Genomic DNA, 23,535 nt, shown 5'->3' with positions numbered 1-23,535 from the left:
TGACAACCTTTAAGGCAAAAGGTTTAATTTAAACACGATTATCTTTTAAAGATTTTATCGACTTGTGCCTTTTTCATACCAAACTCAAGACAGAGCACATTGATAATGAGGAAAATAAGAAAGGAAGAAGTATCAACTGTCATGATATCTCCCGTTGCCACCCGATAAAGCATCCCCCCAAATAAAAAAAGTACTGTCAAAAAGATGGCGTTACGAGTCGCCTTGTTCCGTATAATCTCCGTTTCACGCCCTTCATTACGCGATAAAGCAAAGAGAATCATCACTGCTCCCAACATCATCAGCAGCTTGGTGCATTCCTTATAGAATAACAAGTTACTGTCTGTCACCATTCCTTGCATCACTAACAGGAACGGAATGAATAACGATACAAAAAGAATCACATATCCTAACGGACGGCAGAATACAGGTAATAATGCTTTCATTTTATCTAAAATTAATGTCACAAAGATAGCTTTTTCTCATAAACGAAACTCTATGTTTTACATTTTTAAGTGCTAAGTTTCACTATTTATCTCCGAACCCCTATCTTTGCAGTATATAAAAAAACATCGAACCATTATGAGTAAACAAGAAGTCATTCTTTGCGAGAATCTGGAAAGCAGTATAGGACGTGCCGTCGAAAACTGCCCACACGACCGCCTGTTCATTCTCACCGACGATCATACTCACCGTCTCTGTCTGTCACAACTGATGAATCTGCCGTTCCTGAAGGATGCGGTTGAAATCACTATCGGAGCCGAAGACGTTCATAAAACACTTGAAACACTGGCCTCCGTTTGGCAAGTGTTAAGTGAAAAAGGTGCTACCCGCCACTCACTCCTTATCAATCTCGGAGGTGGAATGGTGACTGACTTAGGCGGATTTGCCGCTGCCACATTCAAACGCGGCATCGCTTACATCAATATTCCCACTACCCTGCTGGCGATGGTAGACGCTTCTGTAGGCGGAAAGACCGGAATCAATTTTAACGGGTTGAAAAACGAGATAGGTGCCTTTGCACCGGCATCCAGTGTATTAATCGAAACAGAGTTCCTCCGTACACTCGATGCACACAATTTCTTTTCCGGCTATGCCGAAATGCTGAAACACGGACTGATCAGTAACACTGCTCACTGGGCGGAACTACTCGCATTCGATACAGAAAAGATGGACTATCGATACCTGAAAGAGTTGGTGGGACGTTCCGTACAAGTAAAAGAAGACATAGTAGAGCAAGACCCGTTTGAACACGGTATCCGCAAAGCGTTGAATTTGGGACATACCGTAGGACATGCTTTTGAAAGCCTGGCTCTTGCCGAGAACCGTCCGGTCCTCCACGGGTACGCCGTAGCCTGGGGAATTGTTTGCGAACTCTATCTGTCACATTTAAAAACCGGTTTTCCGAAAGACAAGATGCGTCAGACCATCCAATTCATAAAAGATAATTATGGCGCTTTCACGTTCGACTGCAAACAGTACGAACGCCTATACGGATTCATGCAGCATGATAAGAAAAACAATGCAGGTGTCATAAACTTCACGCTTCTGAAAGAAATCGGCGATATCAGTATCAACCAGACAACGGACAAAGATACTATTTTCGAAATGTTCGACTTCTACCGGGAGTGCATGGGTATGTAAAGCAGGCATCGTGACAGAGGTATCCACTTCCGATCATGAATAAATGAAGTACCACATAAGAAGCATAAGACGAATCGGCAGGTTGCGAAAATCACAACTAATACGAATGACCACCCGCCTTTACAATCCCAAGGGGTATCAGGAAATATTAGCATAATGCATTATTAACTAATCATTTAAATGGATAGTGATCTGTTCCCCAAACCTTTGTTTTAACATTGTGTTAAAACAAAGGTTTGGGGAATAAAAGACTTGTTCTCTAACGTCAAGAAACAAATCTTTTGCAAAGAAGAGTTTTATTATCTCATATTCAGATTAACAATGTTAATGGATCGTTTCACCCAAAGACTCTACTCTCTGGGCATGAAAAATGCTATAAAGGAGAAATAAATCATCCGAATATTTTGCTTATTAAAAATAAAATTCTACTTTTGCACTCGCAATTCGGGATGTAGCTCAGCCCGGTAGAGTACGCGTCTGGGGGTAATGAAATGAGCAAAGATTAAAAACATTGCAATATAATATAAGTCAAGGAGTTAAGCTAATACTTAACTCCTTATTTTTTACCTGCGAATAAAATTCGATTAAAGTTTTCGGACAAATTGGTGCAAATACATCCAAAAAGTCACTCAATATTCCTTTTGTATTTATTTGCAATGCTGGATAGAATCAGAAGGCTTCAAATTAAGAACTTCCTCAGCCTCCTCACATCCAAGGTCAGCAGCTTCTTGATAGAAACTATATGCTACTTCTAAGTCAATATCCTCACCATACAAACCTTTATGGTAAATTTCCCCTGTTAAATATAGAGCATCAGGGCTTTTTCTTTTACTTAATTCATACAAAAGACTTAATGCACTATAAATACATAATGGCTCATTTGACTTTCCACCATAACGAAATAGATTGTAAGCTTCCCATAGTGAGTCCTCATTATCGAAAAACTGCCAATCATCTATAAAAAATCCTGTAGCTTTCCACGGGTCTTGCTCTAAATTACTGTTTCCATACATGTAAAGAAACCCAAGTGTACTATAAGCTATAGGATGTCCTAATTTTCCTGCTTGCTCAAGGTAAGATATTGCTTTATTAGTGTTTTGTGGCACTTCTTTTCCTTGCAGAAACATCATTCCTAATTCAAAAGCAACATCTGAGTCTGTTTTGGCTTTCTCAATAAAACCAAATAAATCGGTTTTGACTATAGTCCCAGTAATAGTACTGGTTTTTGCGGTATTTGAATCCATATTTTATTATATTTTTAATGAATACTTATAATATTGTTATCTCGTTATTACAAGATATAAATGTCATAAGGACGCTTGTTCCGTCACGGATTAAATTACTCTTAATACTTAAATAACCTGCTCTCATGTTTTCTATATTTTTGTTATTCTGGTCGTATAACGAAGAATTTGAAACCGAGTTTATCAATTTATAGTTAATTTTACAGCAATGGAATATAAAATATCTTAAGATGTTGTTTCGGGAATAACATTGATTCTAATGGAATTGTTGTAACCCATTTGCATTTGGGATTGTTCGACAGGAGTAATGGCTAATTCTTTTAAGCTTCTATTAGAAACAAACCCATTATAACAAATAGGGTAGGACAACCATTGCCCTACCCTATCTTATACGCTCCGTTAGAAACCTCTAATTAATATATTTCCCTCTCACTTATGTACACTAAACCGAAATATGCTATCATTTACAAATATATAATCAATGACAGAAGTTCCTCTCTCTGTTATATCCGATTGGATTTTATTTAAGATAACTAAAGGTAAATCCTCCTCTTGCACCTTCGTCTTATAAAACCCCGTTCCTTTATAGTACACAACCTCCGATTTCTTTTTCTTGATAGTAATAGTATGCCTTCCACATAACATTTGATGTTTAAACTGTTTTTCAAAGAAGAACCCTGTACCTGCTTTATAATAAGTTACTCCGTTTAGTGTATAAGAGGAATTAATACGAGGATTATACTGTCTATACAAATCATTATCCAAAATCTCCGAATCTATCTGTACAGGTTTACATTCTTTTGGATTTATATACAGAAGTAGCTTATAATCCGTTGTAACCTCATCCCATAACAAGTGTGTTATCCTCTTTTGTGTACCAAAATCATAGCTGGAATCACCAACTCTATTTTCACGTATCTTATAGAACTCTATTTCATATTGTTTTATGCTATTAGTTATTTTCCAATCATCTATTGAAGCGTGTGTTGATTTTCTATTCTCCATTGAGGACAAACAACTTTCCAGCAGTTCCATATCTTTTGATTTCTTTTGAGATTCAGCTTCCTGTCGTTCTTTTTCCTGCGTCTTTAAAAGTTCTTTTTCCTTTGCTGTCAATATCTTCTTAAATAAACAGTCAAACATCACAGAACCATCTATGTTAGAGATAAAACTAATCTTCATGCCATATTCAACGTCCAATGGAAAAGAAACTACAACGAAATATTTTCCCGATTTGTTAACCCAAAATCGTTTCACATGGGACGTTTCAGATATCATTTGTACTACATTATAAGTCGCTTTGGCATTCCCTTTTGACTTCAATGTAAAGCTTACTATCTTATTTGATTTATAAGTGAGAGTTGCCGCCTCCACTGTAAAGTTCTTATTGACATTGTACCCGTCTTTATCTGTTGATTGGAAAATAAACTTTTGAGGGAATACACATTCATACTGCTCGATTACCGTCTGTCCGGAAATAAATAATGTCTGCAATAATACAATGACAATCATTAAAACCCTTTTCATAATACTGTAGATTTGCTTCCCACAGCCCCGATAGGAAAGGTTTATATAAAAGGAAAAGCGTGGGGACTGTTAGAGTTATCTGTTTTAGAGGCTCTGGTAAACCCGTGGTACAAGATAAAACGACACCCCACGCCAAACTATATATATCACTGATATATACAAGATTAGCATGAACGTTTGTATCGTCTATCCCCGTACCACATGAAATTTTACCAGAATTTCTAAAAACGGGATAAAGCTAAACGCTTCCTTTGACTAATATGTCACCGACAGGTTTTTCAACCTGTTAGTGCGACAAATGTAATCAATTTCCAGCGTTCTACAAACGTTTTTCGGGATGCCGTGGAACAAATTTACTCATTAATTGATGCTTTACAAGGCGGCATAAAAAAAAAATTACTGCAAATCTCGTTATAATTCTATCGCATTATCTTGTTTTTAATTCAAAGTCAATGGCAATATACTTTTTATTACTACTTTTGCGTTGAATATATAAGTGAAATATGAAACAGTTTACAACTACACATAAACTATTTTTAGGAAAGTCTCAGGATTTAAGTAAAATCCCAGATAGTTCAGTCCAATTAGTCGTTACTTCTCCTCCATATCCTATGATTGAAATGTGGGATGATATAATGAGTCAACAGAATCCTCAAATAAATGAGGCATTGCAAGACTATAATGGCAATTTAGCATTTGAATTAATGCACAAAGAACTGGACTTAGTATGGAATGAAGTTAAAAGAGTGCTAATTCCCGGTGGTATTGCTTGTGTCAACATAGGAGATGCGACAAGAACTCTTAATGGAAATTTTGCCTTATACCCTAATCACGCTCGCATTCTTTCATATTTCATTTCTAATGGTTTCGTCAATTTACCTAACATTATATGGAGGAAACAGACCAATGCACCAAATAAATTTATGGGCTCTGGAATGTTGCCAGCAGGTGCATATGTTACATTAGAACACGAATGGATATTAATATTCAGAAAAGGTGATAAAAGAGAATTCAAAACACCAGAAGCAAAGCTAAAACGTAGAGAAAGCTCTTTCTTCTGGGAAGAAAGAAACATATGGTTCTCTGACATATGGGACAATATTAAAGGAACAAAACAAAAGATGGATAAAACTGATAGTCGGGCAAGAAGTGCTGCTTTTCCTTTTGAAATACCATATAGATTGATAAATATGTATTCTTTACAGGGAGATACAGTATTAGACCCATTTATGGGTACCGGAACTACTTCTATAGCTGCAATTGCTACAGGAAGAAATAGTATTGGATATGAAATATATAAGGATTTATTAGACTTTTGCAAAGAAAATATTCTATCTTATTCTACGGATATGATAAATGAAGGAATATCAAATCGATTAAATCGTCATAAAGATTTTATTACAGAGAGAGCCATAAAATCAGAAATAAAACATTTTAATTCCAATCTCCAAATACCAGTAATGACATCGCAAGAAAAAGATATAGAAATTTCTTATGTCACTAATATTTCGTTAGGTAAAAATGAACTAATCAAGGCAAAATATTCAAAAATAATGCCTGTTAATCATTTTTGTGACAACAGGCATATTACTCAAGGTCAATATTCCTTATTCTAATTCAAGGTTTTACATTAACATGGGGTAAAGTTGATTTATTGGTAGGATTTTTACTATTCCAAGAATCCAATAAATTATTTCTTCTATCGCAAGTACCTTGTGCTCTTCCTTCCAATGAATTAAGAACTTCTTCAAGCTCTTGCAGAGAATCCATAATCCAATAACCAGAACTACTACTGCCAATTAGTTCTCCATTATCAATAGCCATTCTAATAAGGGCTCGAAGTTCTTCTTGATTGGGAGCTGGAGAGAATCCCATCCTAATAGCTAAGTCAGGAGCATTAATAGCATTTGACTTGCCTTTAGGAATTTGAGACATTAATTTAGTAATGTCAGCAGATGTAAATTGTGCCATATCCTATATTTTTTTTATTTCTGAAATAATCTCTTCAATATTTAAAAAAGTCTCATTTTCATCATAATAAAGATAAAACACAGGATGTTCCCATTTACTATTAGCAATACGGTTATAAGCAATCACTTCTCTTCTCATCATTTTAAAGGTTGCAGGTTTAACTTGAATTCCTGCTATAGTTTGATTGTTTTTGCTTACTATTATATCAATTCTTAGTTCTTCATCCATATATCCTGTAGCATCACAAAACTCATATTGTGATAATCGTTCAGATAGCTCCTTTTTTGCCCTATTTTCAACCAAGTCTCCTTTTAATGACTGAACTACAAACAAATCATACTCCCACTGCACACATTCTTGCAAAGAAAATTTATACTCTCCCCAATACTGAAACTGGGATTCATATAAATTCTTCCCAAAGGATTCTACGCTTCCTTTACTTTTAATTCCACATTCACATTCATTTTCGGAATGCCATTTAATTAATTCCACCAATTCATCTTTACTTTTGGGCTTATGGTATCTTATAAGCTTCATAACAGCTACACTTTTATAAGGTGCTGAAATTCCCATTTTCCCATTAAGTTCATTTAATGGACCTCCTGTGTATGCCATATTTTAAAAATTATATTCGATTACTAATTCAGATTTCTTTTTCTCATAATATATTATAGGAACATCAATGTGTTCAGACAATTCATTCATTGTTTTATATGTAATAGGTTTGATACTTACAAAACGAGAACCAATCATCCCATCTATACCTTGAGCTTCTTCTTCCGGAGTAGCCAATCTATATTCCACCTGCAATTCAGCAGAAACCTTCTTTAGAATAGCCTCTTGGAATTTTAATCCTGCATATGTCTTCACAACAACAAGCTCTTCAACCCATTCCCGAATCATCTTCTTATCAATCAAAACGATGCTCTTCTTTAGTTCTTCAACCATATTAAAGACTCGTTCAGTCGCCAAATCAATGGCATCTGGATATCGATTCAGATACCATGATTCCCACTCGTTCATACTTCCACTTCCAAACTCTTGAATAAGCTCACTCATCTGCCCTACAATACGAGGACGAGTACCTTGAGCATTTTGATTTGCCAAGTTCATTATTTGAGTAGAATATTTAGGATATTCATATCCTTTTCCCGACAATAACTCTTGAATTTCAGTATTAGGTATTTTTATTTTCATATCTGTTGTTATTTACTCATTGATTGATAACAAAGATATGGATTTTAATTCAGAATGTGATCTTTACAGACTATTTTTTTCAACATCTATAAAACAATCACTTTGTTTATAACTATTTCTATGAATCCATGATTACGATAATCCAGTCTTTTTAGTGTAACTTTCTGGTCTTCTATTGACTACATTATACAAATTCTGCTTTATTCTCTTTATTTATTACTTTGTATCACTATTATGCAAGTAGATTTAAGAGTGTTACATCCTCTTTACTTACCACCTGCATTGATTCTATCGACCGAGCATAACCGCCTTATCACATAGAATTAAGCAACCTCGTATTAGAGTGTATAAGCCATTATTGTATTCCGCCGAATACTTTTATTGTGTTTGATAAGTTTTTGGCTGTGCGCCACCAATAGACCCCTAATTTAAAAGATAAGGCTTGATAATCACCCGAAGAGTAAACTTTGGAAGTGGAGTTCACACCCTTTGATGATTACCAAGCCTTACTTTCTTAGAGAGAGGACTAACAGGCGGTATTGAATATTCGTTGTTCCTCCGCGATGCTCATCCTGTCTGCCGACTGCTCCAACAGCCAAGCAAGATATTGTTCTATTTTGTCTGTTAACTCCACCGTGAGATTAGGAAGTGTCAGATGCTGTTTTCCCCACTCCAATGCGTCTTGAATCTTTTTTTGTATCTGCCCATGCAGAACACGGTCGGCTGGCTGCGGATTTGCCCGAAGTTTAAACAGGACATGCTTCACATAATAAGACATGTTTTGGTCGGCATTTGCTATACAAATACACCACTTGGCAAAGTCTTTGGCGCTCTCAAAAATATGGTAATCCACATCCCAACAGTCATTCGGTAGTTTCACCATATCTTCATAATATCCAAACCACTCTGCAACCAGCGTCCAAAATACCTGTTTACTCCAAAGTTCCTCTGCTATTATATCCCTGCCAAACAATTTATCAAGTCCTTTCTTATAAAATGTCACTTCATACCTCAATAAATTTCTTGGCAGGTTCTCTTTTCCATATTTAGGCAGCTCACGCTTCTTCTTTGCCTCCTGTATCTTGTCATAAAACTTACAGCGTACCTCTTTATTATCCATGTATTTAGTACCACTCCATCCATTTGGTCTAAATGCTTTCATGGCATCCAACTTCTGCATATACATAATAGGAGGCTCTTTCATACTAAAGTTATGTGCAAACTCCGCAGACTCCACCACTGCCTTATACATGGGTACGCCTAAATCCTTGCTTAACTGCATAATAACTATCTTCACCTCCTTTAATGATAGGGTCTTTAGGTTATGCCCCCACAGACATTTAGGAAGACTGCCCTCGAATGACACATACGTTTCAGTGGCTATGACTTTACGTCCAAGCCATAACCCACTACCTCCTGTACCATCAGCAAAGTAGGACTGCACAACTATGCGTTTTAATACCGACTGCCAGTCGTACCCTGTTGGTAGGTCATATAGCATTAATTTGATTTTGTCATACATGACTATAAAATTTAGATGTATATAGAATGTTATACAAAATTGAGCTTATTAACTATTTACGAAGACGCGCAACAAATCCTAACTCCATGCTTTCAATGAATTCCTGCTTAGTTTCTTGCCTTTTAGCCATCATCCACGTTATTATTTCATCACGCTTAAATCTTAGTATTCGCCCACTTTCCGCACGATAACAAGGTATTTCTTTATGGCTTGTCAGTTTATAAATTGTATGTTTAGACTGCCCAATCAACTCACTACAAACATCAATACCAAACATCTCCGGATAATCTTCTATCCGTTTTAGCCGTCTATTGGTCTTCTGTTTTTCGTTTTTCCCCTCTGACGATACTACTCCCAGCATAGTACAAATTATTTCCCGTAGCGACCTTATTTGAGCCAAAACATAATATTCCCACTCGTTTCTTAAAAACTCCATGTCATTATACAACCATGCGCTTTCCACAGAATCACGATGATGTTCATTAATGAAACCGTACTTTGCTATTGCTTCATATAGGAAGTCTGCCACCAAACCTGTCTTTCCCTCTTTTTGCAAATAGACTTCCTCATTGTAGGTATCATCCAAATCTTGCCTACTCATACTCATCCCTCCTTGAGTTACAGACTTTACCTTTACTTCATAAGTAGGAATAAAATATCTGCTTTTCCACACAGTAACAACTGAATCAACCTCCTTTAATGCCTGCCGGAGCTTTCCTTTATCTCCATCAGTCAATCTTTTTATATAGGTGTATAACCAACTCTCACAGACTGCTGCTTCCCCTCTGAGCGACTTGTTAATCAAGTCACCCAAAGGCATATTGTAAGTGATGAACATAATTATAACATTTTTGCGACTTTATCTAAAACACTTGTAGAGAAACCTGCAAGATATGTAGCCGTTGTCGTAAGATTACTATGCCCCAGGGCTTGGCTTATTATCTCACGGGGAATATCATTGCCCTGTAAGGTCATAGCCATTGTGTGCCGTGCCGTATAAGTAGTCAATGTCAATGAAATACCTAAAGCCTTACCCAGCTTTTTCAAATTGGCATTGATACGTTTGTATCGGCAGCGTACATGCTCGTACAATTGCTCACCATCATACTCTTTGGTTATGATAGGAAGTAAATACTCGCCCGTTTCAGGGGTGTTTGCCTTAAACCACTCCAATTGCTCCTTTATAGCAGGAGTGACGAATATTTTTATCGGCTTTACATTTTTGGCATTTTTCGTCTTTTGTCTCTTATACACGATATGCGCTCCTGTTACCAGCATTTCAATATTGTTTATTGTTAGATTTGCCATGTCAACGAAACTCATACCAAAGCAATAGTAAGAAAAGAGGTATATCCGACGGGCACGCTCCAATACAAAATTTTGTTGAGGCGAGTTCTTTATCAACTCCAAGTCCGTTGGCAGTAAATAGCGTTTTGCCGTTTCTTCTGCCAATTTGTTTATTTCAAAACCACCCTTACCAAACGGATAGGTGTTGTTTGATGCTGCTTTTTCTTTAATGGCTTTATTAATTACAGCACGCAATGTCTTTAAAGTGTGCATACGGGTATTTCCACAGCAACCATTCTTTTCCATAGCCATATTTAAGCGATTAATGTATTTCACGTCTATTTCTGAAAACAAACGTTCTTTTGCCTTAGAGTCATATTTGCAGAACAGGTGCAAGTCACGTTCATAAACCTTTCCATTGCCGATGTGACCTGTAGCCTTTAAATCCTCCACCTGCCTCATCCAATAATCATAGATTTTTCCTTGTCTCGAAATTCCCAAAAATTCTTCTTCAAATTGGTTTAGTGTCCAATCCACTTGTGCTTTCATAAACTTATTCACCACTTCATTTTTACGTTCCTCACAACTAATCAACCAGTTGTTATACGACTCATAGTTGGGGTTCATGCGTTTATCCCTTTTAAATCGGCCTGCGTTCTTATCCCACTCATTTTCAAAGGCGGACAAATTTAAATAGATGTATTTTAGTTTGCCATTTTTGGTGATGCGTAAGCAAACGGGGTAACTTCCGTCTTTTCTTTTGTTGCTCGTGTGAATCACAATACGAAATTTTGCCATAATCTTCTTTTATTTTTTAAGTGAACAATATAGTTATCTACGAGTGCAACGTAAAAACTCAATCTGCGATTAAATTTTTGACGGCTAAAATTAACTATTTAGGATTTATTAACAATGAATACACGGAAGGTTTCTTGCAATATCCTCCCAACTCATATTAATAATCGGAAATGTAGTAGTAGAATAGACCTCCGTTTTGTATTTATCTTCGATTAAAGTTTTATTAAAGTTTTGGAGCAAAATAATCCTATTCCATACAAAAGGAGATAGGTTAAATACAAATGACTGAGACAAAACAAAAGTCTAAACGGATAAAGTCCTCTTTAGAAACAATCCAAAACAAGAGTAGAAACAGACACAATAACACACTAATAATGAACACAATACAACAACACAAGCAATTTCAGCACAACAAAAAGTATCTGATTTATTTGCTTATTTAAAATAAAGCAGTACCTTTGCATCCGCAATTCGGGATGTAGCTCAGCCCGGTAGAGTACGCGTCTGGGGGGCGTGTGGTCGCAAGTTCGAATCTTGTCATCCCGACGAATTGAATGAAATAAGGAGTTAAGAATCAAACTTAACTCCTTTTCTTTTTATCTGATAGTTTGATTCCCATTTTCACTGTTACAACACCTACACTGCAAATAGAGAAAAAGCAGAACGTTGAATATTCAATGCAATTCCCCTGATTATTTCCACATGTTACTCAGTATCTCAAGTTTTTTTCTATCTTTGCCCCAAATAAAACAGCATCCGGAAAATAAACGGGGTATGTCCACTATAAATGGATACTTCGCATAAAAACACAAAATAAAAATCGTCTTATTAACAAGAAAACTCAAACAAAAATGAAACGCATTGTTTTTTTAGATTATGTACGCGTATTCGCGTGCTTCCTCGTTATGATCGTACACGCCAGTGAAAATTTCTACGGTGCCGCCGGATCCACAGATATGGCCGGACCACAGTCTTATCTACCCAGTGAAGCAGACCGGCTATGGGTAGCTGTCTACGATGGCTTTTCACGCATGGCCGTGCCGCTGTTCATGATTGTCTCAGCCTTTCTTCTTGCGCCGATGAAAGAAGGACAGACCACATGGCAATTCTACCGCCAACGCTTCATCCGCATCGTACCACCATTTTTCATCTTCATGATACTATACAGTACCCTGCCAATGTTATGGGGGCAGCTAAATGAAGAAACCTCCTTAAAAGATCTGTCACGGATATTCCTGAACTTCCCGACACTGGCCGGACACCTGTGGTTCATGTACCCTCTGATCAGCCTTTACTTATTCATACCCATAATATCGCCATGGCTGAAAAAAGCCACGGCAAAAGAAGAACGTTTCTTCATCGGATTGTTCTTATTATCAACATGTATACCCTATCTAAACCGTTGGTGCGGTGAAGTATGGGGACAATGTTTTTGGAACGAATACCACATGTTGTGGTACTTCTCAGGTTACTTGGGCTATCTTGTACTGGCACATTACATACATGTCCATCTCACTTGGAACCGTTCCAAACGTCTCACTGTAGGAATTATTTCAATGGTCGCCGGAGCAATATTAACCATCTACTCTTTCTATGTCCAAGCCATACCCGGAGAAATTCTCCCTACACCCGAAATAGAAATAGGATGGGCTTTCTGCACAATCAACTGTGTGCTTCTCACAGCGGGTACATTCCTTCTTTTTACATGTATAAACAGTCAAAAAGCCCCACGGCTCATTACAGAAATATCGAAACTCAGCTATGGCATGTATCTTATGCACATATTCTGGCTCGGGTTATGGGCTACAGTGTTCAAACATACACTGGCACTTCCTACTGTCGCTGCCATACCATGTATCGCTGTCAGTACATTCATCTGCTGCTTCGTAACTGCAAAGATCATCTCATTCATCCCGGGCAGTAAATGGATAATAGGATAAATATCCGCTATCGGAACTGTTATAAAATGGAATATAGCAAATACCATAGGATACTGAATCAGACAACTAATAATCAGAGACATACGTTCCTCTGAATCAGATCAGATTTTTTAATGTAGAAACAAATAATAGTGAGCCCCTGTCCAGTATATTCCGGACAGGGGCTCAACTCTGAATATATAAAGATAAAAAGTATAAATGCCCCTATCGTTTAACAGCCCTCAATTCGTGCTTGATATAACGACGTATCACCCGGTATCTGGGATGCAAGGCATGGAGTGGACGAACAGAATTATGACTGATCCAGAACAGCATCAGGCAAAACAGACTGATCAGCGTAAGCCATCCGTACAGCTCTTTCATGGAAACCATCAGGGCCTGTTGTTGTAAGATGCCGGATAGTTGCCCTAAAGGGATGTGGCTTGCCTGTGGATGAACTGCATCCAGTGCACTGCCCAGCAACATCGTATTCTTCTTCATCACCACACTCAAGGCTCGCTCGAGAACGGCCGCACCGAGTGCTCCACCAAAACTGGCACTGACAAACGCCTGGACAGACACCGCTTCAAAAAAGTTCTGAAACGGCACACGTGAAAGTGCTGTAATAAAACAAATGGCAATGATCACATATCCGAAACTACGCAAAAAAAGAGGAAGCATCAAAACCTCCTTGGACAAGCCGTAGTCGATAGTAAAATAAAACATCATCAAATAACCGGTGATAGCAAGAAATGCAATGACGGTCATCGTCCGATAACACCATTTACGGCGGGAAAAGGTATAAAACGTAAAAACACTGCCTACAACCGTTCCCAATAATAACATCCAATTGAGCGAAATCACATTCAAAGAATCATAACCAAGCACAGCTTCCATATAGATATGTTCAAACAAATGCGAAGGTGCCAATAAGATATCGACGACAATGTAAAGCAGAAATGTGAGATAAACCGCTTTAAACCGCCAGGTAGCCAACGCAATGAACGGGTGACGAATGAAAGAAGCCCGCCACAGGTTCAATAACAGGACTGTTATTCCTCCCACGGTTGCCATCCGAATGTAGGCTGACTCATACCAATCGTAATGTTCGCCATACACACAGACAAAGATTATGCATAAAATCACAATCCCCCACATCAAAGCGCCCAGCCAGTCAATGCCGAAGAGTGGTAACTTTGGCATCGAACGGTAATTGCGGAACAGAATCATAGTCGCTATCATCACAAGCAGCAATAAAGCAATAATCAACCAATGCATATATTCCCATTTAATCCAGAAAGCAGTATAAACGGTTATCAGTCCTGACAGTTGAAGACAGCCCTGCACCAACAGATAGATATAACAGAAGAAGACAGAAAGATCTCTCTGAGGGGTAAGCCAAAGCTGGATGGTAGAGTTACATTCAAAGGTAGCCCACATCCTGAAAATTCCACCAAAGAAACAAACCGTCACCAATAGCGGCACACTGCGGGTATACATACATATCAGATTACACAAAATAATGGCAATACCACATGTCAGGAAAGTGGTTTTCGAAGGAAAACGGAACTTCAGACGGAACATGATGGCAAACGTCAGCGACATCCCTACCAGAGAAGCATAACCCGCCATCATAATATCTTCCTGCATCAATGCCGTCGAGCCGACCATCTCACTGACTGCGGCCAGATAGACACCTCCGGAGAACTGGAAGATGATAACAAAGAGGATTACAATCCACGGCCTCAGCTTCTCCGGTACAAAATCACGCATTGCCGGAATGGCAAAAGGAGTTATTTCATGCATACTTTAATAGTTTACCACACATTCCACATTCATTCCGGCACGCAGACGCTTCATGTCTTCGGGTTTGTTTCCGTCCGAAAACTCGATACGTACGGGAATACGCTGCTCTACCTTCACAAAATTGCCTGCAGAATTATCCTGCGGAAGAAGAGAGAAACTTGCCCCCGTTGCCTGCGAAACAGATTTTACCACCCCTTTAAACACTACTCCGGGAATAGCATCTACTTCAATATCGACCGGATAACCTTCACCAATATGGGTTGTTTGGGTTTCCTTATAATTAGCAACCACCCATTTATCGTTTTCGTCTACCAGATTGACCAATGTTTGTCCGGGCTGTACCAATACACCTTCCTGGATCTCTTTTCGTCCGGTAGTTCCGTCGCAAGGAGCCGTAATCACTGTATACGAAAGGTTTAACCTGGCTATTTCCAGAGCTGCTTCTGCCAGTTTTATACCGGCTTCGGTCTGTTCCAGGCGTTCCGTCTGCTCCTGCTTGACGAGTGCTGTCGACTTTTTCTGACGAAGTAACAGTTCGTAACGTGCTTTCGATGCTTCAAAATTTGTTTTCACCGCATCGTATTGCTGACGGGTAACGGCATCCCGTTCCAACAAGTTCTGATAACGTTTATATTCGCGTCCGGCATTATCCATACGTATTTTAGCCTCCTGAATGCTGGCATCGGATACGGAAATATTGTTCTGAATGGTATGGATGGACGAAGTCATCACGGTCTTACCCGATAAGGCATTCTGATAATCAGCCTCTGCCTGTGCCAGTCTGAAACGGAACTCGGCATCTTCTATCAAGGCCAGTGTATCACCTTTATGCACCGTCTGATACTCCGTAAAATAGATTTTCCTGATGAAACCCTGTACCCGGCAGTTGACGGGTACGATGTGTTGACGCACCTGTGCATTGTCCGTAAACTCCACGTTTCCCCAATGGATAAAACGAGAGCAGACCCAACCGAGGGCCAGAAGCAACACGATAATAACAGAGATATTAAACGCCAGTTTTTTAGTTTTCTTATTCATAACGATTGATTTTAGATAGTTCCGGAGATATACAGAAGTTTATAATAATTAAATACAATATTGATCTGTGCATTTACCAGTTGCACCTCGGCAGCAAGTTTTGAGTTACTGGCATCCAGCATATCGGTGATCAGTACCATATCATTTTTATAACGGTCACGGATAACGGCATAGTTCAGATTGGCGAGTTCCACACTTTTCCGCTGGGTATTCAGTTCCACATAAGTTTCCAGATATTTCACCTGTCCTGCATTGACGGCCAGTTCGGTTTGCTCTTTGGCATCTTCATACTGCTCTGTACTCCGCCGGATGGCAAACTTATCCCGGGCAACGGCCTTGTCAGCCTTAAACAGAGAAGAGAAATTATACTTCAACCCCACTCCTACATACCAATAGTTAAGGTTCTTATTGATGGGAGGAACTTCGATGGTAATAGGTCCATCCAGTTTGTTACCGGCAAACAGAGCAACCTTCGGGATCCGCTCCGATCGGGTAATCTTCTGCTGATGCCTGCTCATTTGCACTGCAAGCGACATCTGTTTCAATACGGGAGAGTTCGCGTAAGCGGCAGTAGTCCAGTTCTCTTTAGCTTCAACAGGCAGAGCTTTCGAAAGAATGGTAGTGTCCGGCTGTATACTGACATTTTCCGGCAGCCCCAGGCTGGTGGTCAAATTGTTATTCAGGATGGAGATTGTATTTTCAATCTGTGTACGGGTCAATTCCAGATTGGCCAACAACAACTCGTATCGGGTGATGTCGTTTTTCAGAACGACTCCTTCAGCCTCCTTCGCGTGGAGTTCCCCGATAACCTGTTTAGTCTGTTCAATATTCTTCTCATATACCTGTAACATGTTCTGTTGTTTGAACAGGTCCAGATAATACCCAATCAGCAGAAAGCGCACCTTATCGCGGCTTGTATCCAGATTCAGACGGGCCATCTCTTCCTGCAAACGGGCAATGGCAATACTATTCGTGATGGCTCCTCCCGCATATACCACTTGCGTGGCTTCTATTGCAAAATTATTGCCATAATGCGGCATTGACGCATTGGACCCATTCGAAAAATTACGGTCTGTCAGCAATGCATCTCCCAGATAGCTGAATGACAAAGAGGCCTCAATCTCGGGCAGACGGGCATTTTTAGCAACCCTCACGCCTTCGTGTGCTTCACTGATACCGGTTGCGCACGGACGCAACGATTTACTGTTCTGGTCGGCAAGCGAAAACATCTCTTCAATGGACATGGTTTGTCGTGCCGCTTCCTGAGCATACACGCTCAAGGGACATAATGACGCATAGAGCATCATTATGAACAAAGTGAATTTGTTCATACGTTGTTACTTATGAATTTTAAGAAATAATAAAATGTAAAGAGGAAAAATCAGGTAAAGGGACTTACCTAATCCGAATTTTCTCTTCCCCACTGATGGAAGAGTGCAAGTTTGGTTAGTATACCTTGAAAGGACTCAAAACGGGGCTTTCTGTGTTTCTGTTTCATTCGTCTCGTGGAACTTTATGCTCCATCCGGGGGACAAAGTTACAAAAAAACAAGATTCAGGTGGCAACGGAAGAGGTTATTTTTTTCATACAGCCTCTCCGAAAACCAAGAGAGGGAGCCAGGCACGCAGCCAAACTCCCTCTCTTTATTCAGATTAATGTCTTATTTCTTATAGACTTTCAGATTCGTAATCTTGCTATCAAACTTCCCGGCTTTCTCTAATGGGAAAACCAAAGTACGGACATAATTCATAGAATCCTTTCCGGCATTATAGTAAAGTTTCTGAGTATTCATTTCCTCTACCACCTGACCGTTGATAAGTAAACGGGTCGACTTATTATCACCACTGATACCGATGGTTGCTTTCTCACCTTTGTGGATACGGTGACTAAATGTATTCAAATAACCGTCGCGGGCAAAACCTAACATACCACGAATCGGATCGGAGAGATAGAATACGGCATCGGGCGAACGGAACAGTTCTGTACCCTTTGCTTCGTCGGCTCCGTCAATATCGAATGTCACCAGATAGTCGTATCCGATTTCGCGATGGGGTGTCTTGCTGCCCGGGGCAACAGAGGCCTGCTCGTATACCAACCCCGGTGCTGTACCGATACGCCCGAGTTGGTTCACACCCGGAGCCTCACTGATGGCATTACGTTGTTTGTCGAAGTCGGCATAAGGAACAGACGTATCTTTTCCTGTCCACATCTTCACAGCCAAAGTCTGCAAAGCCGGATAAACGCGGTGGTGAATATCTTTTGTCGAGATACCGTTGCCTACATGGTCGTTCCATACGGCAAACATACCACCCAGGACAGAAGGATCTTTCTCCGGGAAAACTGCTTTGCCGATGTGTACAGGAGTCCAGTTCTCATACAGATACTTCGTGTTCAGGTAGTCATAATAGTATCCGGCAGCCGGAACGATGTATACCAGCCCATCAGGAATACTGATCAGCTTATATCCCTGTTCGATCATATCTTTCGGATTGGCATAGCCATTGTACCAGGCACTCATGATCACATTCTCCGATTTCACCGGTGTATCACCTTTGGCATGTGTCAGCGCTCCCCATACGCAAGCCTGTTTGCCAAAACTCTCTACATAACGGATATAGTGGTCGGTGAAAGCACGGAACTTCTCTACCACATCTTTCTTTTTATTAGAATATTCGTCAGTACCGATATGCACTTTCTTTCCACGGAATACCGGTTCGTCTCCTTCCAGATACTCCTTAAAGAGACCATCCATAAACTTATAAGTTTCAGGATTGAACAAGTCGAGGTGATCCATGCCATATTCTTTGCTGCCGATCTCCGGTTTATAATGTGTAAAGGCAAGAGTATGTGCCGGAGCATCGATCTCGGGAATGATCTCTACATAAAGATTCTCGGCCAGTTTTTGCAAGTCGATAAATTCACGTTTAGTGTAATATCCGTCTTCGGCAGTCAGTCCGGGATACGTATCCGACTCCAGACGGAACGCAGCATAAGTCTTCGACCAATCATGTTCAAAGTACTGTTTAAAGCCATTATCATTCAGGTGAATCTGCAAAGTATTCATCTTGTAATAAGCCATGATCTTCACATAGTCCTGAAGGAAAGCAAGAGGAATAAACTTACGTCCGCAGTCTATCATGAAGCCACGCACGGCGTAGTCGGGAAAATCGCGCAAAGTTCCTTTCGGGAACTGGTGGTTTTCACTTTGTTCCGCAATCTGGAGCAAAGTACGGGTTCCCCAATATACGCCTATACTTTCGGGAGCAGTCAGCAAGATACGGTCGGTTACTTTTACCGTATAACCTTCTTTACCCAACTTTTTATCTGCGCGGATAGCAAGGATCACATCGCCGGCTCCGCCTTTGCCCTGTACCACTTCGGGTTTATAGCCGAACATTGTTTCACAATCATCGGCCAGCATACGGGCTATGCGCAACAGTTCCGGCTGATTGGCGGGACAGACAATCTTTGTAGCTTCGGTAGGCACAAACGCTCCTTCGGCACCTTTCCACTCTTTCAGTTCGGGAATCACAAAAGGTTTGGGATTAACAACTGCACTGATGCCGGGACAAACCAGGCATAATGCCACAAGAATCATAAAGAATCGGTTAACAAGTTTCATATCGTGTCGTTATAAAAGGGTTAATTCAACCGGACATCCGATTGCGGAACCAAAAGTAATGTAAATCTATCGATTGTACAACATTCTGTTCAAAATAAAAGAAAGTTGGCACCCCGGCAGACAAAATTACATATCCGCTGAAGTGCCAACGCGGGGTCTTTGTTTCCGCTGAAACGGTGACCTCATCACAAACAAAACAAACATCAAGCTGATGGCAAACACCAACTTGCTACAGAAGTCCTTTTCAGGGAACCTCACGGCCTCTCATCCGTAGATCTTAAATAAGTTTACCGGACAAATCGGGGAGAGTAAACCAGAAAGTCGATCCTTCTCCTACCTTTGAATCTACCCCAATTGTTCCGTGCAATCGGTCGACAATGATTTTGCAAAGGGGCAATCCGAGTCCCAGCCCCTGCACAAAGTCGTCAAGTTTCACAAAACGTTCAAATATAAGTTCCTTTTTCTCTTCGGGAATACCACATCCGGTATCCGTCACGTAAAACCAGATCCGGCCTTCCTCTTTCTTCCGATAACCTAAACGGACCGTTCCTTTCAACGTGAACTTTATGGCGTTACACAGCAAATGCTCCAATATCTGTATCAACCGGCCCCGGTCTGTGTAAATATGCGCCCCAAGTTGCTCTCCGTCCCAAGCCAGGACGAGGCTACGTGATTCCGCCTTGGGCCTGTATATCTGTTCAATCTCCTCCATCAACGGGTCAAGGAGAACATCCGAACCGGCCATATCCATCACACCCGACTCAATGTTAGAGAGGTCGATCACATCGTTCATCAGCCGCAAAAGATGTTCCGTATTGCTTTGTATCAAGCCGATATATTCCTGCTGCTCCTTCTCATCGTCCACAATGGAAAGAAGGGATGCAAAACCGACAATCGCATTCAAGGGGGTACGTATCTCGTGGTTCATGTTGGCAATCAATGCCGACTTCAGCCGGTTTGCTTCTTCCGCCCTTTCCTTGGCGGCTGTCAGCTCTTCTTCCAAGGCCTTCCGTTTGGAAATCGACATCAGCGAACCTTCTACCGTCAACAACTTGCCATTCCCGTCGTACTTACCGGGGATGGCATGCATCTCCAACCACTCCAACACCAGTCCTTCTTTCTTTTTGGCCCAGAAACGAAGTTCGATAACTACTTTCTTGACTTTGCCATTCAGCAATTCGCGACAGGCCCTGACCACACGGAAGCGATCTTCCTTGTATATGCCCTCGTAAACACGCGTAATAGAAACCGGGAACAAGTCATTATGAATAATCTCCCACCCTTCGGGATCGTCCGACGGACGGGCATCAAACCAGACCATACGTTCCGCCAGTTCCCATTTCCATGGGAAAACCTCTGCAACCCCAAGTGTCATCAGCAGCTTGCGGTTCACTTCATTCAGCATCTGCTGAGTCCGCAACAGTTCGGTTTGTTCTTTTTGTTTCATTTATGCGTTATTTATTGATACATACGATATTCTGTGAGTGTCATCCCGGTATGCTTCCTGAAAAAACGTCCCAATGACGACTGATTCGCAAAATTTGTCTTGATGGATATCTCCTGTATATTCATGGTAGAGTTCTTCAACATGGCTTTGATCTCTAAAATGGTATACTCTACAATCCAGTCTTTCGCCGTCTTTCCGCTTGCTTCTTTTATCACCATCGACAGATATTTGGAGGTGATACACAATTTGTCGGCATAAAAGGCGACATCTTTATGTTCTCTGTAATGCTGCATTATCAAACAAAAAAAATCATGCGCCAACTTGCTCTTACCCAAGTCCGACTCTCCCTTTGCCAGATGAGATTTGCCATAATAATCATTGTAGATATCCAGATAAAAAATCCTTAATAATAGAAGCACGGACTCTCTCCTGAAAAAGTGGGTAGGATCTTTGGCCCGTTCTGAAAGCGATTCATAAAAACGCTTGAACCGTCCGGCCTCTTCTCCGGTCAGTTCGTACCAGTAATGGCTCCTCATATAAACATAGAAAAGAGGAGAAAAGCGACTGAACCCACTCAACGTATCATCAAAGAGTGCACGGGAGAGCACGACTATATCACAAAGAAAATCACTGCTCAACTCGGTTATCGAAACCAATTGCCCGGGCAGAATAACTGCCAGCTCGTTCTTCGTAAGAATGTGGATATTGTCAAAGATACAAACCTTGGCGGTCCCTCTCAAACATAAAATAATCATTCCGGCTTCAGTGTAGGAAGGAGCAGAAGTCACACGAATGTGCTTCATATTCTCACAAACCATAAGTTCATCCCCCAATAAAGTCGTGGCATAACTATCTGTTATCAATTTCTCACTATCCCTGTTTGGCATCAGAATTCTTTCATTGTTGATACAAAAGTAAAATAACTATGCTAACCCCGTTACCGCACAAGACTTTTGGTATCATAATACGGAAATATGGGGGCTCTTCTTGACATTTTTTTATAAACAAAATGTCTATAAGCCTATAAACAACCTATTCCGCATCTGTTTGTTCGCCCTGTTAATGTATATTGGATTCCGTTCATATCTTTAATATTTTAAGAAAGGGATAGGGACGGAAAAGAATAGATTTCCTATTTTTGCAACCAAATATAACTATAGCAACAAAGATCATGCGTTATCTACTCTCAGCGCCTTCGCACATAAAGGCCACCATCCAGCTTCCGGCGTCAAAAAGTATCAGCAACCGTGCGCTTATCATCCATGCACTGTCGAAGGGCAATGACGTGCTTTCGAACTTGTCCGACTGTGACGACACGAAGGTCATGGTCAAGGCTCTGACAGAGGGCGGGGAAGTAATCGACATCCTTGCCGCCGGAACGGCCATGCGCTTCCTGACAGCCTATCTGAGCAGTACGCCGGGCACTCACATCATCACCGGGACGGAACGGATGCAGCAGCGTCCCATACAGATATTGGTGAACGCCTTACGGGAACTGGGAGCCAATATCGAATATACCCGCAACGAGGGTTTCCCGCCCCTGCGGATTGAAGGGGCACCGCTGGCCGGCAACGAAATTACACTGAAGGGCAACGTGAGTTCACAATACATTTCGGCCTTGCTGATGATCGGGCCGATCCTGAAAAACGGTTTGCAGCTCCGGCTGACGGGTGAGGTCGTCTCGCGCCCGTATATCAACCTGACCCTGCAACTGATGAAGGACTTCGGTGCATCGGCCCGGTGGACGTCGGACCAAAGCATCTCGGTCGAGCCACAGCCTTACCGCTGCGTCCCGTTTACTGTAGAGAGCGACTGGAGCGCAGCCTCTTACTGGTATCAGATGGCTGTCTTGTCTTCCGAAGCGGATATTGAACTGACCGGACTGTTCCGCCACAGCTATCAGGGGGACAGCCGGGGAGCGGAGGTATTTGCCCGGCTGGGAATAGAAACCGAATATACGGAAGAAGGCATACGGCTGAGGAAAAACGGCAGCTGTGTCAAACGGCTGGATGAAGATTTCGTCGACATCCCGGATCTGGCGCAGACGTTTGTCGTGACTTGTGCATTACTGGATGTCCCTTTCCGGTTCACCGGGTTGCAAAGCCTCAAAATCAAAGAGACAGACCGCATCGAAGCTCTTAAAGCGGAAATGAAGAAACTGGGGTATGTGTTACACGACGAGGACGACAGCATTCTGTACTGGAACGGCGAACGCATAGAGCCGCAGGCATGTCCCGTCATAAAGACGTACGAAGATCACCGCATGGCCATGGCTTTTGCCCCGGCAGCGATTCATTATCCGACAATACAGATCGATGAGCCGCAGGTCGTATCCAAGTCATATCCCGGATATTGGGACGATTTGCGCAAAGCCGGTTTTGTGATCGAGGCGCATGCCACAGAAACAAGCAGCAAACAGTAAGGTTTAGATTATCTTATAAAAACAGATCATCCAATCCCGTTTCTCCTACCCTCCGGACGGCAGACACAGAAAGCTGAATACGGAGACGTCTCCA

Annotated in this window: 19 protein-coding genes and 1 tRNA gene; 5 read left to right on the top strand and 15 right to left on the bottom strand. The window is 41.0% G+C overall.

Annotated features, from left to right (window positions below; translation table 11 throughout):
• Positions 1 to 38: 38 nt before the first annotated feature.
• Positions 39 to 443, bottom strand: coding sequence for a hypothetical protein (locus tag R3O62_RS08185; protein ID WP_005810481.1), 405 nt, complete (start codon positions 441 to 443; stop codon positions 39 to 41).
• A gap of 136 nt (positions 444 to 579) precedes the next feature.
• Between R3O62_RS08185 and aroB the strand changes: the two genes are divergently transcribed.
• The gene (aroB, locus tag R3O62_RS08180) at positions 580 to 1,641 is read left to right on the top strand and encodes a 3-dehydroquinate synthase (RefSeq protein WP_005775446.1); all 1,062 of its coding nucleotides are present in this window, start codon (positions 580 to 582) and stop codon (positions 1,639 to 1,641) included.
• 647 nt (positions 1,642 to 2,288) lie between these two features.
• Here the strand turns inward: aroB and R3O62_RS08175 are convergent.
• Together R3O62_RS08175 and R3O62_RS08170 are read right to left on the bottom strand one after the other, a co-directional pair.
• On the bottom strand, positions 2,289 to 2,885 hold the full coding sequence (locus R3O62_RS08175) for a tetratricopeptide repeat protein (protein ID WP_269111831.1): 597 nt from the start codon (positions 2,883 to 2,885) through the stop codon (positions 2,289 to 2,291).
• Positions 2,886 to 3,314: 429 nt separating this feature from the next.
• Positions 3,315 to 4,412: a hypothetical protein gene (locus R3O62_RS08170; protein ID WP_269111832.1), complete on the bottom strand. Its 1,098-nt coding sequence runs from the start codon at positions 4,410 to 4,412 to the stop codon at positions 3,315 to 3,317.
• 503 nt (positions 4,413 to 4,915) lie between these two features.
• Between R3O62_RS08170 and R3O62_RS08165 the strand changes: the two genes are divergently transcribed.
• On the top strand, positions 4,916 to 6,028 hold the full coding sequence (locus R3O62_RS08165; RefSeq protein WP_269111833.1) for a DNA-methyltransferase: 1,113 nt from the start codon (positions 4,916 to 4,918) through the stop codon (positions 6,026 to 6,028).
• 1 nt (position 6,029) lies between these two features.
• Here R3O62_RS08165 and R3O62_RS08160 read toward each other — a convergent pair whose 3' ends face one another.
• From R3O62_RS08160 to R3O62_RS08135, 6 genes are all read right to left on the bottom strand, one after another.
• Positions 6,030 to 6,383 (bottom strand): hypothetical protein, encoded by a 354-nt coding sequence (locus tag R3O62_RS08160; RefSeq protein WP_269111834.1) that lies wholly within the window; start codon positions 6,381 to 6,383, stop codon positions 6,030 to 6,032.
• Positions 6,384 to 6,386: 3 nt separating this feature from the next.
• Positions 6,387 to 6,998, bottom strand: a complete 612-nt coding sequence (locus tag R3O62_RS08155; protein ID WP_269111835.1) for an MjaI family restriction endonuclease — start codon at positions 6,996 to 6,998, stop codon at positions 6,387 to 6,389.
• A gap of 3 nt (positions 6,999 to 7,001) precedes the next feature.
• A complete protein-coding gene (locus tag R3O62_RS08150) occupies positions 7,002 to 7,580 on the bottom strand; it encodes an MjaI family restriction endonuclease (RefSeq protein WP_223127828.1) in 579 nt (192 codons plus the stop codon).
• A gap of 526 nt (positions 7,581 to 8,106) precedes the next feature.
• Positions 8,107 to 9,102, bottom strand: a complete 996-nt coding sequence (locus R3O62_RS08145) for a phage/plasmid replication domain-containing protein (RefSeq protein ID WP_269111837.1) — start codon at positions 9,100 to 9,102, stop codon at positions 8,107 to 8,109.
• A gap of 52 nt (positions 9,103 to 9,154) precedes the next feature.
• Positions 9,155 to 9,940, bottom strand: coding sequence for a helix-turn-helix transcriptional regulator (locus R3O62_RS08140; protein WP_269111839.1), 786 nt, complete (start codon positions 9,938 to 9,940; stop codon positions 9,155 to 9,157).
• Between the two features lie 2 nt (positions 9,941 to 9,942).
• Positions 9,943 to 11,187 carry a site-specific integrase gene (locus R3O62_RS08135; protein ID WP_317472952.1) on the bottom strand — a complete coding sequence of 415 codons (1,245 nt, stop codon included), beginning with the start codon at positions 11,185 to 11,187 and terminating at the stop codon, positions 9,943 to 9,945.
• 472 nt (positions 11,188 to 11,659) lie between these two features.
• Between R3O62_RS08135 and R3O62_RS08130 the strand changes: the two genes are divergently transcribed.
• Both R3O62_RS08130 and R3O62_RS08125 read left to right on the top strand, forming a co-directional pair.
• Positions 11,660 to 11,733, top strand: a tRNA-Pro gene (locus tag R3O62_RS08130).
• 305 nt (positions 11,734 to 12,038) lie between these two features.
• A complete protein-coding gene (locus R3O62_RS08125; protein ID WP_005775445.1) occupies positions 12,039 to 13,127 on the top strand; it encodes an acyltransferase in 1,089 nt (362 codons plus the stop codon).
• A gap of 204 nt (positions 13,128 to 13,331) precedes the next feature.
• Here the strand turns inward: R3O62_RS08125 and R3O62_RS08120 are convergent, their stop codons facing one another.
• The 6 genes from R3O62_RS08120 to R3O62_RS08095 form a co-directional block, all read right to left on the bottom strand.
• Positions 13,332 to 14,912, bottom strand: a complete 1,581-nt coding sequence (locus R3O62_RS08120; protein WP_193683249.1) for a hypothetical protein — start codon at positions 14,910 to 14,912, stop codon at positions 13,332 to 13,334.
• Positions 14,913 to 14,915: 3 nt separating this feature from the next.
• Complete coding sequence (locus tag R3O62_RS08115) at positions 14,916 to 15,950, bottom strand: HlyD family secretion protein (protein WP_005810496.1); 1,035 nt, start codon at positions 15,948 to 15,950, stop codon at positions 14,916 to 14,918.
• A gap of 11 nt (positions 15,951 to 15,961) precedes the next feature.
• On the bottom strand, positions 15,962 to 17,281 hold the full coding sequence (locus R3O62_RS08110; RefSeq protein WP_317472953.1) for a TolC family protein: 1,320 nt from the start codon (positions 17,279 to 17,281) through the stop codon (positions 15,962 to 15,964).
• Positions 17,282 to 17,610: 329 nt separating this feature from the next.
• Positions 17,611 to 19,572 carry a family 20 glycosylhydrolase gene (locus R3O62_RS08105; RefSeq protein WP_005810500.1) on the bottom strand — a complete coding sequence of 654 codons (1,962 nt, stop codon included), beginning with the start codon at positions 19,570 to 19,572 and terminating at the stop codon, positions 17,611 to 17,613.
• A 277-nt stretch (positions 19,573 to 19,849) separates the two neighbouring features.
• On the bottom strand, positions 19,850 to 21,019 hold the full coding sequence (locus R3O62_RS08100) for a sensor histidine kinase (protein WP_005810502.1): 1,170 nt from the start codon (positions 21,017 to 21,019) through the stop codon (positions 19,850 to 19,852).
• 11 nt (positions 21,020 to 21,030) lie between these two features.
• Positions 21,031 to 21,906 carry a helix-turn-helix domain-containing protein gene (locus R3O62_RS08095; RefSeq protein ID WP_005810504.1) on the bottom strand — a complete coding sequence of 292 codons (876 nt, stop codon included), beginning with the start codon at positions 21,904 to 21,906 and terminating at the stop codon, positions 21,031 to 21,033.
• A gap of 284 nt (positions 21,907 to 22,190) precedes the next feature.
• On the opposite strand from R3O62_RS08095, the gene aroA reads away from it, so the two are divergent.
• Positions 22,191 to 23,441, top strand: a complete 1,251-nt coding sequence (gene aroA / locus R3O62_RS08090) for a 3-phosphoshikimate 1-carboxyvinyltransferase (protein ID WP_317472954.1) — start codon at positions 22,191 to 22,193, stop codon at positions 23,439 to 23,441.
• Positions 23,442 to 23,535 lie beyond the last annotated feature (94 nt).

It is taken from the genome of Bacteroides hominis (assembly GCF_033042785.2).
GTDB lineage: Bacteria > Bacteroidota > Bacteroidia > Bacteroidales > Bacteroidaceae > Bacteroides > Bacteroides hominis.
The sequence above is the reverse complement of the archived record's forward strand: the minus strand, read 5'-3'. Positions and strand labels throughout refer to the sequence as shown.

Bases quoted from the DNA above. Each gene is read 5' to 3' on its own strand.
- R3O62_RS08185 (WP_005810481.1), bottom strand. From the start codon at position 443: ATGAAAGCATTATTACCTGTATTCTGCCGTCCGTTAGGATATGTGATT.
- aroB (WP_005775446.1), top strand. From the start codon at position 580: ATGAGTAAACAAGAAGTCATTCTTTGCGAGAATCTGGAAAGCAGTATA.
- R3O62_RS08175 (WP_269111831.1), bottom strand. From the start codon at position 2,885: ATGGATTCAAATACCGCAAAAACCAGTACTATTACTGGGACTATAGTC.
- R3O62_RS08170 (WP_269111832.1), bottom strand. From the start codon at position 4,412: ATGAAAAGGGTTTTAATGATTGTCATTGTATTATTGCAGACATTATTT.
- R3O62_RS08165 (WP_269111833.1), top strand. From the start codon at position 4,916: ATGAAACAGTTTACAACTACACATAAACTATTTTTAGGAAAGTCTCAG.
- R3O62_RS08160 (WP_269111834.1), bottom strand. From the start codon at position 6,383: ATGGCACAATTTACATCTGCTGACATTACTAAATTAATGTCTCAAATT.
- R3O62_RS08155 (WP_269111835.1), bottom strand. From the start codon at position 6,998: ATGGCATACACAGGAGGTCCATTAAATGAACTTAATGGGAAAATGGGA.
- R3O62_RS08150 (WP_223127828.1), bottom strand. From the start codon at position 7,580: ATGAAAATAAAAATACCTAATACTGAAATTCAAGAGTTATTGTCGGGA.
- R3O62_RS08145 (WP_269111837.1), bottom strand. From the start codon at position 9,102: ATGTATGACAAAATCAAATTAATGCTATATGACCTACCAACAGGGTAC.
- R3O62_RS08140 (WP_269111839.1), bottom strand. From the start codon at position 9,940: ATGTTCATCACTTACAATATGCCTTTGGGTGACTTGATTAACAAGTCG.
- R3O62_RS08135 (WP_317472952.1), bottom strand. From the start codon at position 11,187: ATGGCAAAATTTCGTATTGTGATTCACACGAGCAACAAAAGAAAAGAC.
- R3O62_RS08125 (WP_005775445.1), top strand. From the start codon at position 12,039: ATGAAACGCATTGTTTTTTTAGATTATGTACGCGTATTCGCGTGCTTC.
- R3O62_RS08120 (WP_193683249.1), bottom strand. From the start codon at position 14,912: ATGCATGAAATAACTCCTTTTGCCATTCCGGCAATGCGTGATTTTGTA.
- R3O62_RS08115 (WP_005810496.1), bottom strand. From the start codon at position 15,950: ATGAATAAGAAAACTAAAAAACTGGCGTTTAATATCTCTGTTATTATC.
- R3O62_RS08110 (WP_317472953.1), bottom strand. From the start codon at position 17,281: ATGAACAAATTCACTTTGTTCATAATGATGCTCTATGCGTCATTATGT.
- R3O62_RS08105 (WP_005810500.1), bottom strand. From the start codon at position 19,572: ATGAAACTTGTTAACCGATTCTTTATGATTCTTGTGGCATTATGCCTG.
- R3O62_RS08100 (WP_005810502.1), bottom strand. From the start codon at position 21,019: ATGAAACAAAAAGAACAAACCGAACTGTTGCGGACTCAGCAGATGCTG.
- R3O62_RS08095 (WP_005810504.1), bottom strand. From the start codon at position 21,906: ATGCCAAACAGGGATAGTGAGAAATTGATAACAGATAGTTATGCCACG.
- aroA (WP_317472954.1), top strand. From the start codon at position 22,191: ATGCGTTATCTACTCTCAGCGCCTTCGCACATAAAGGCCACCATCCAG.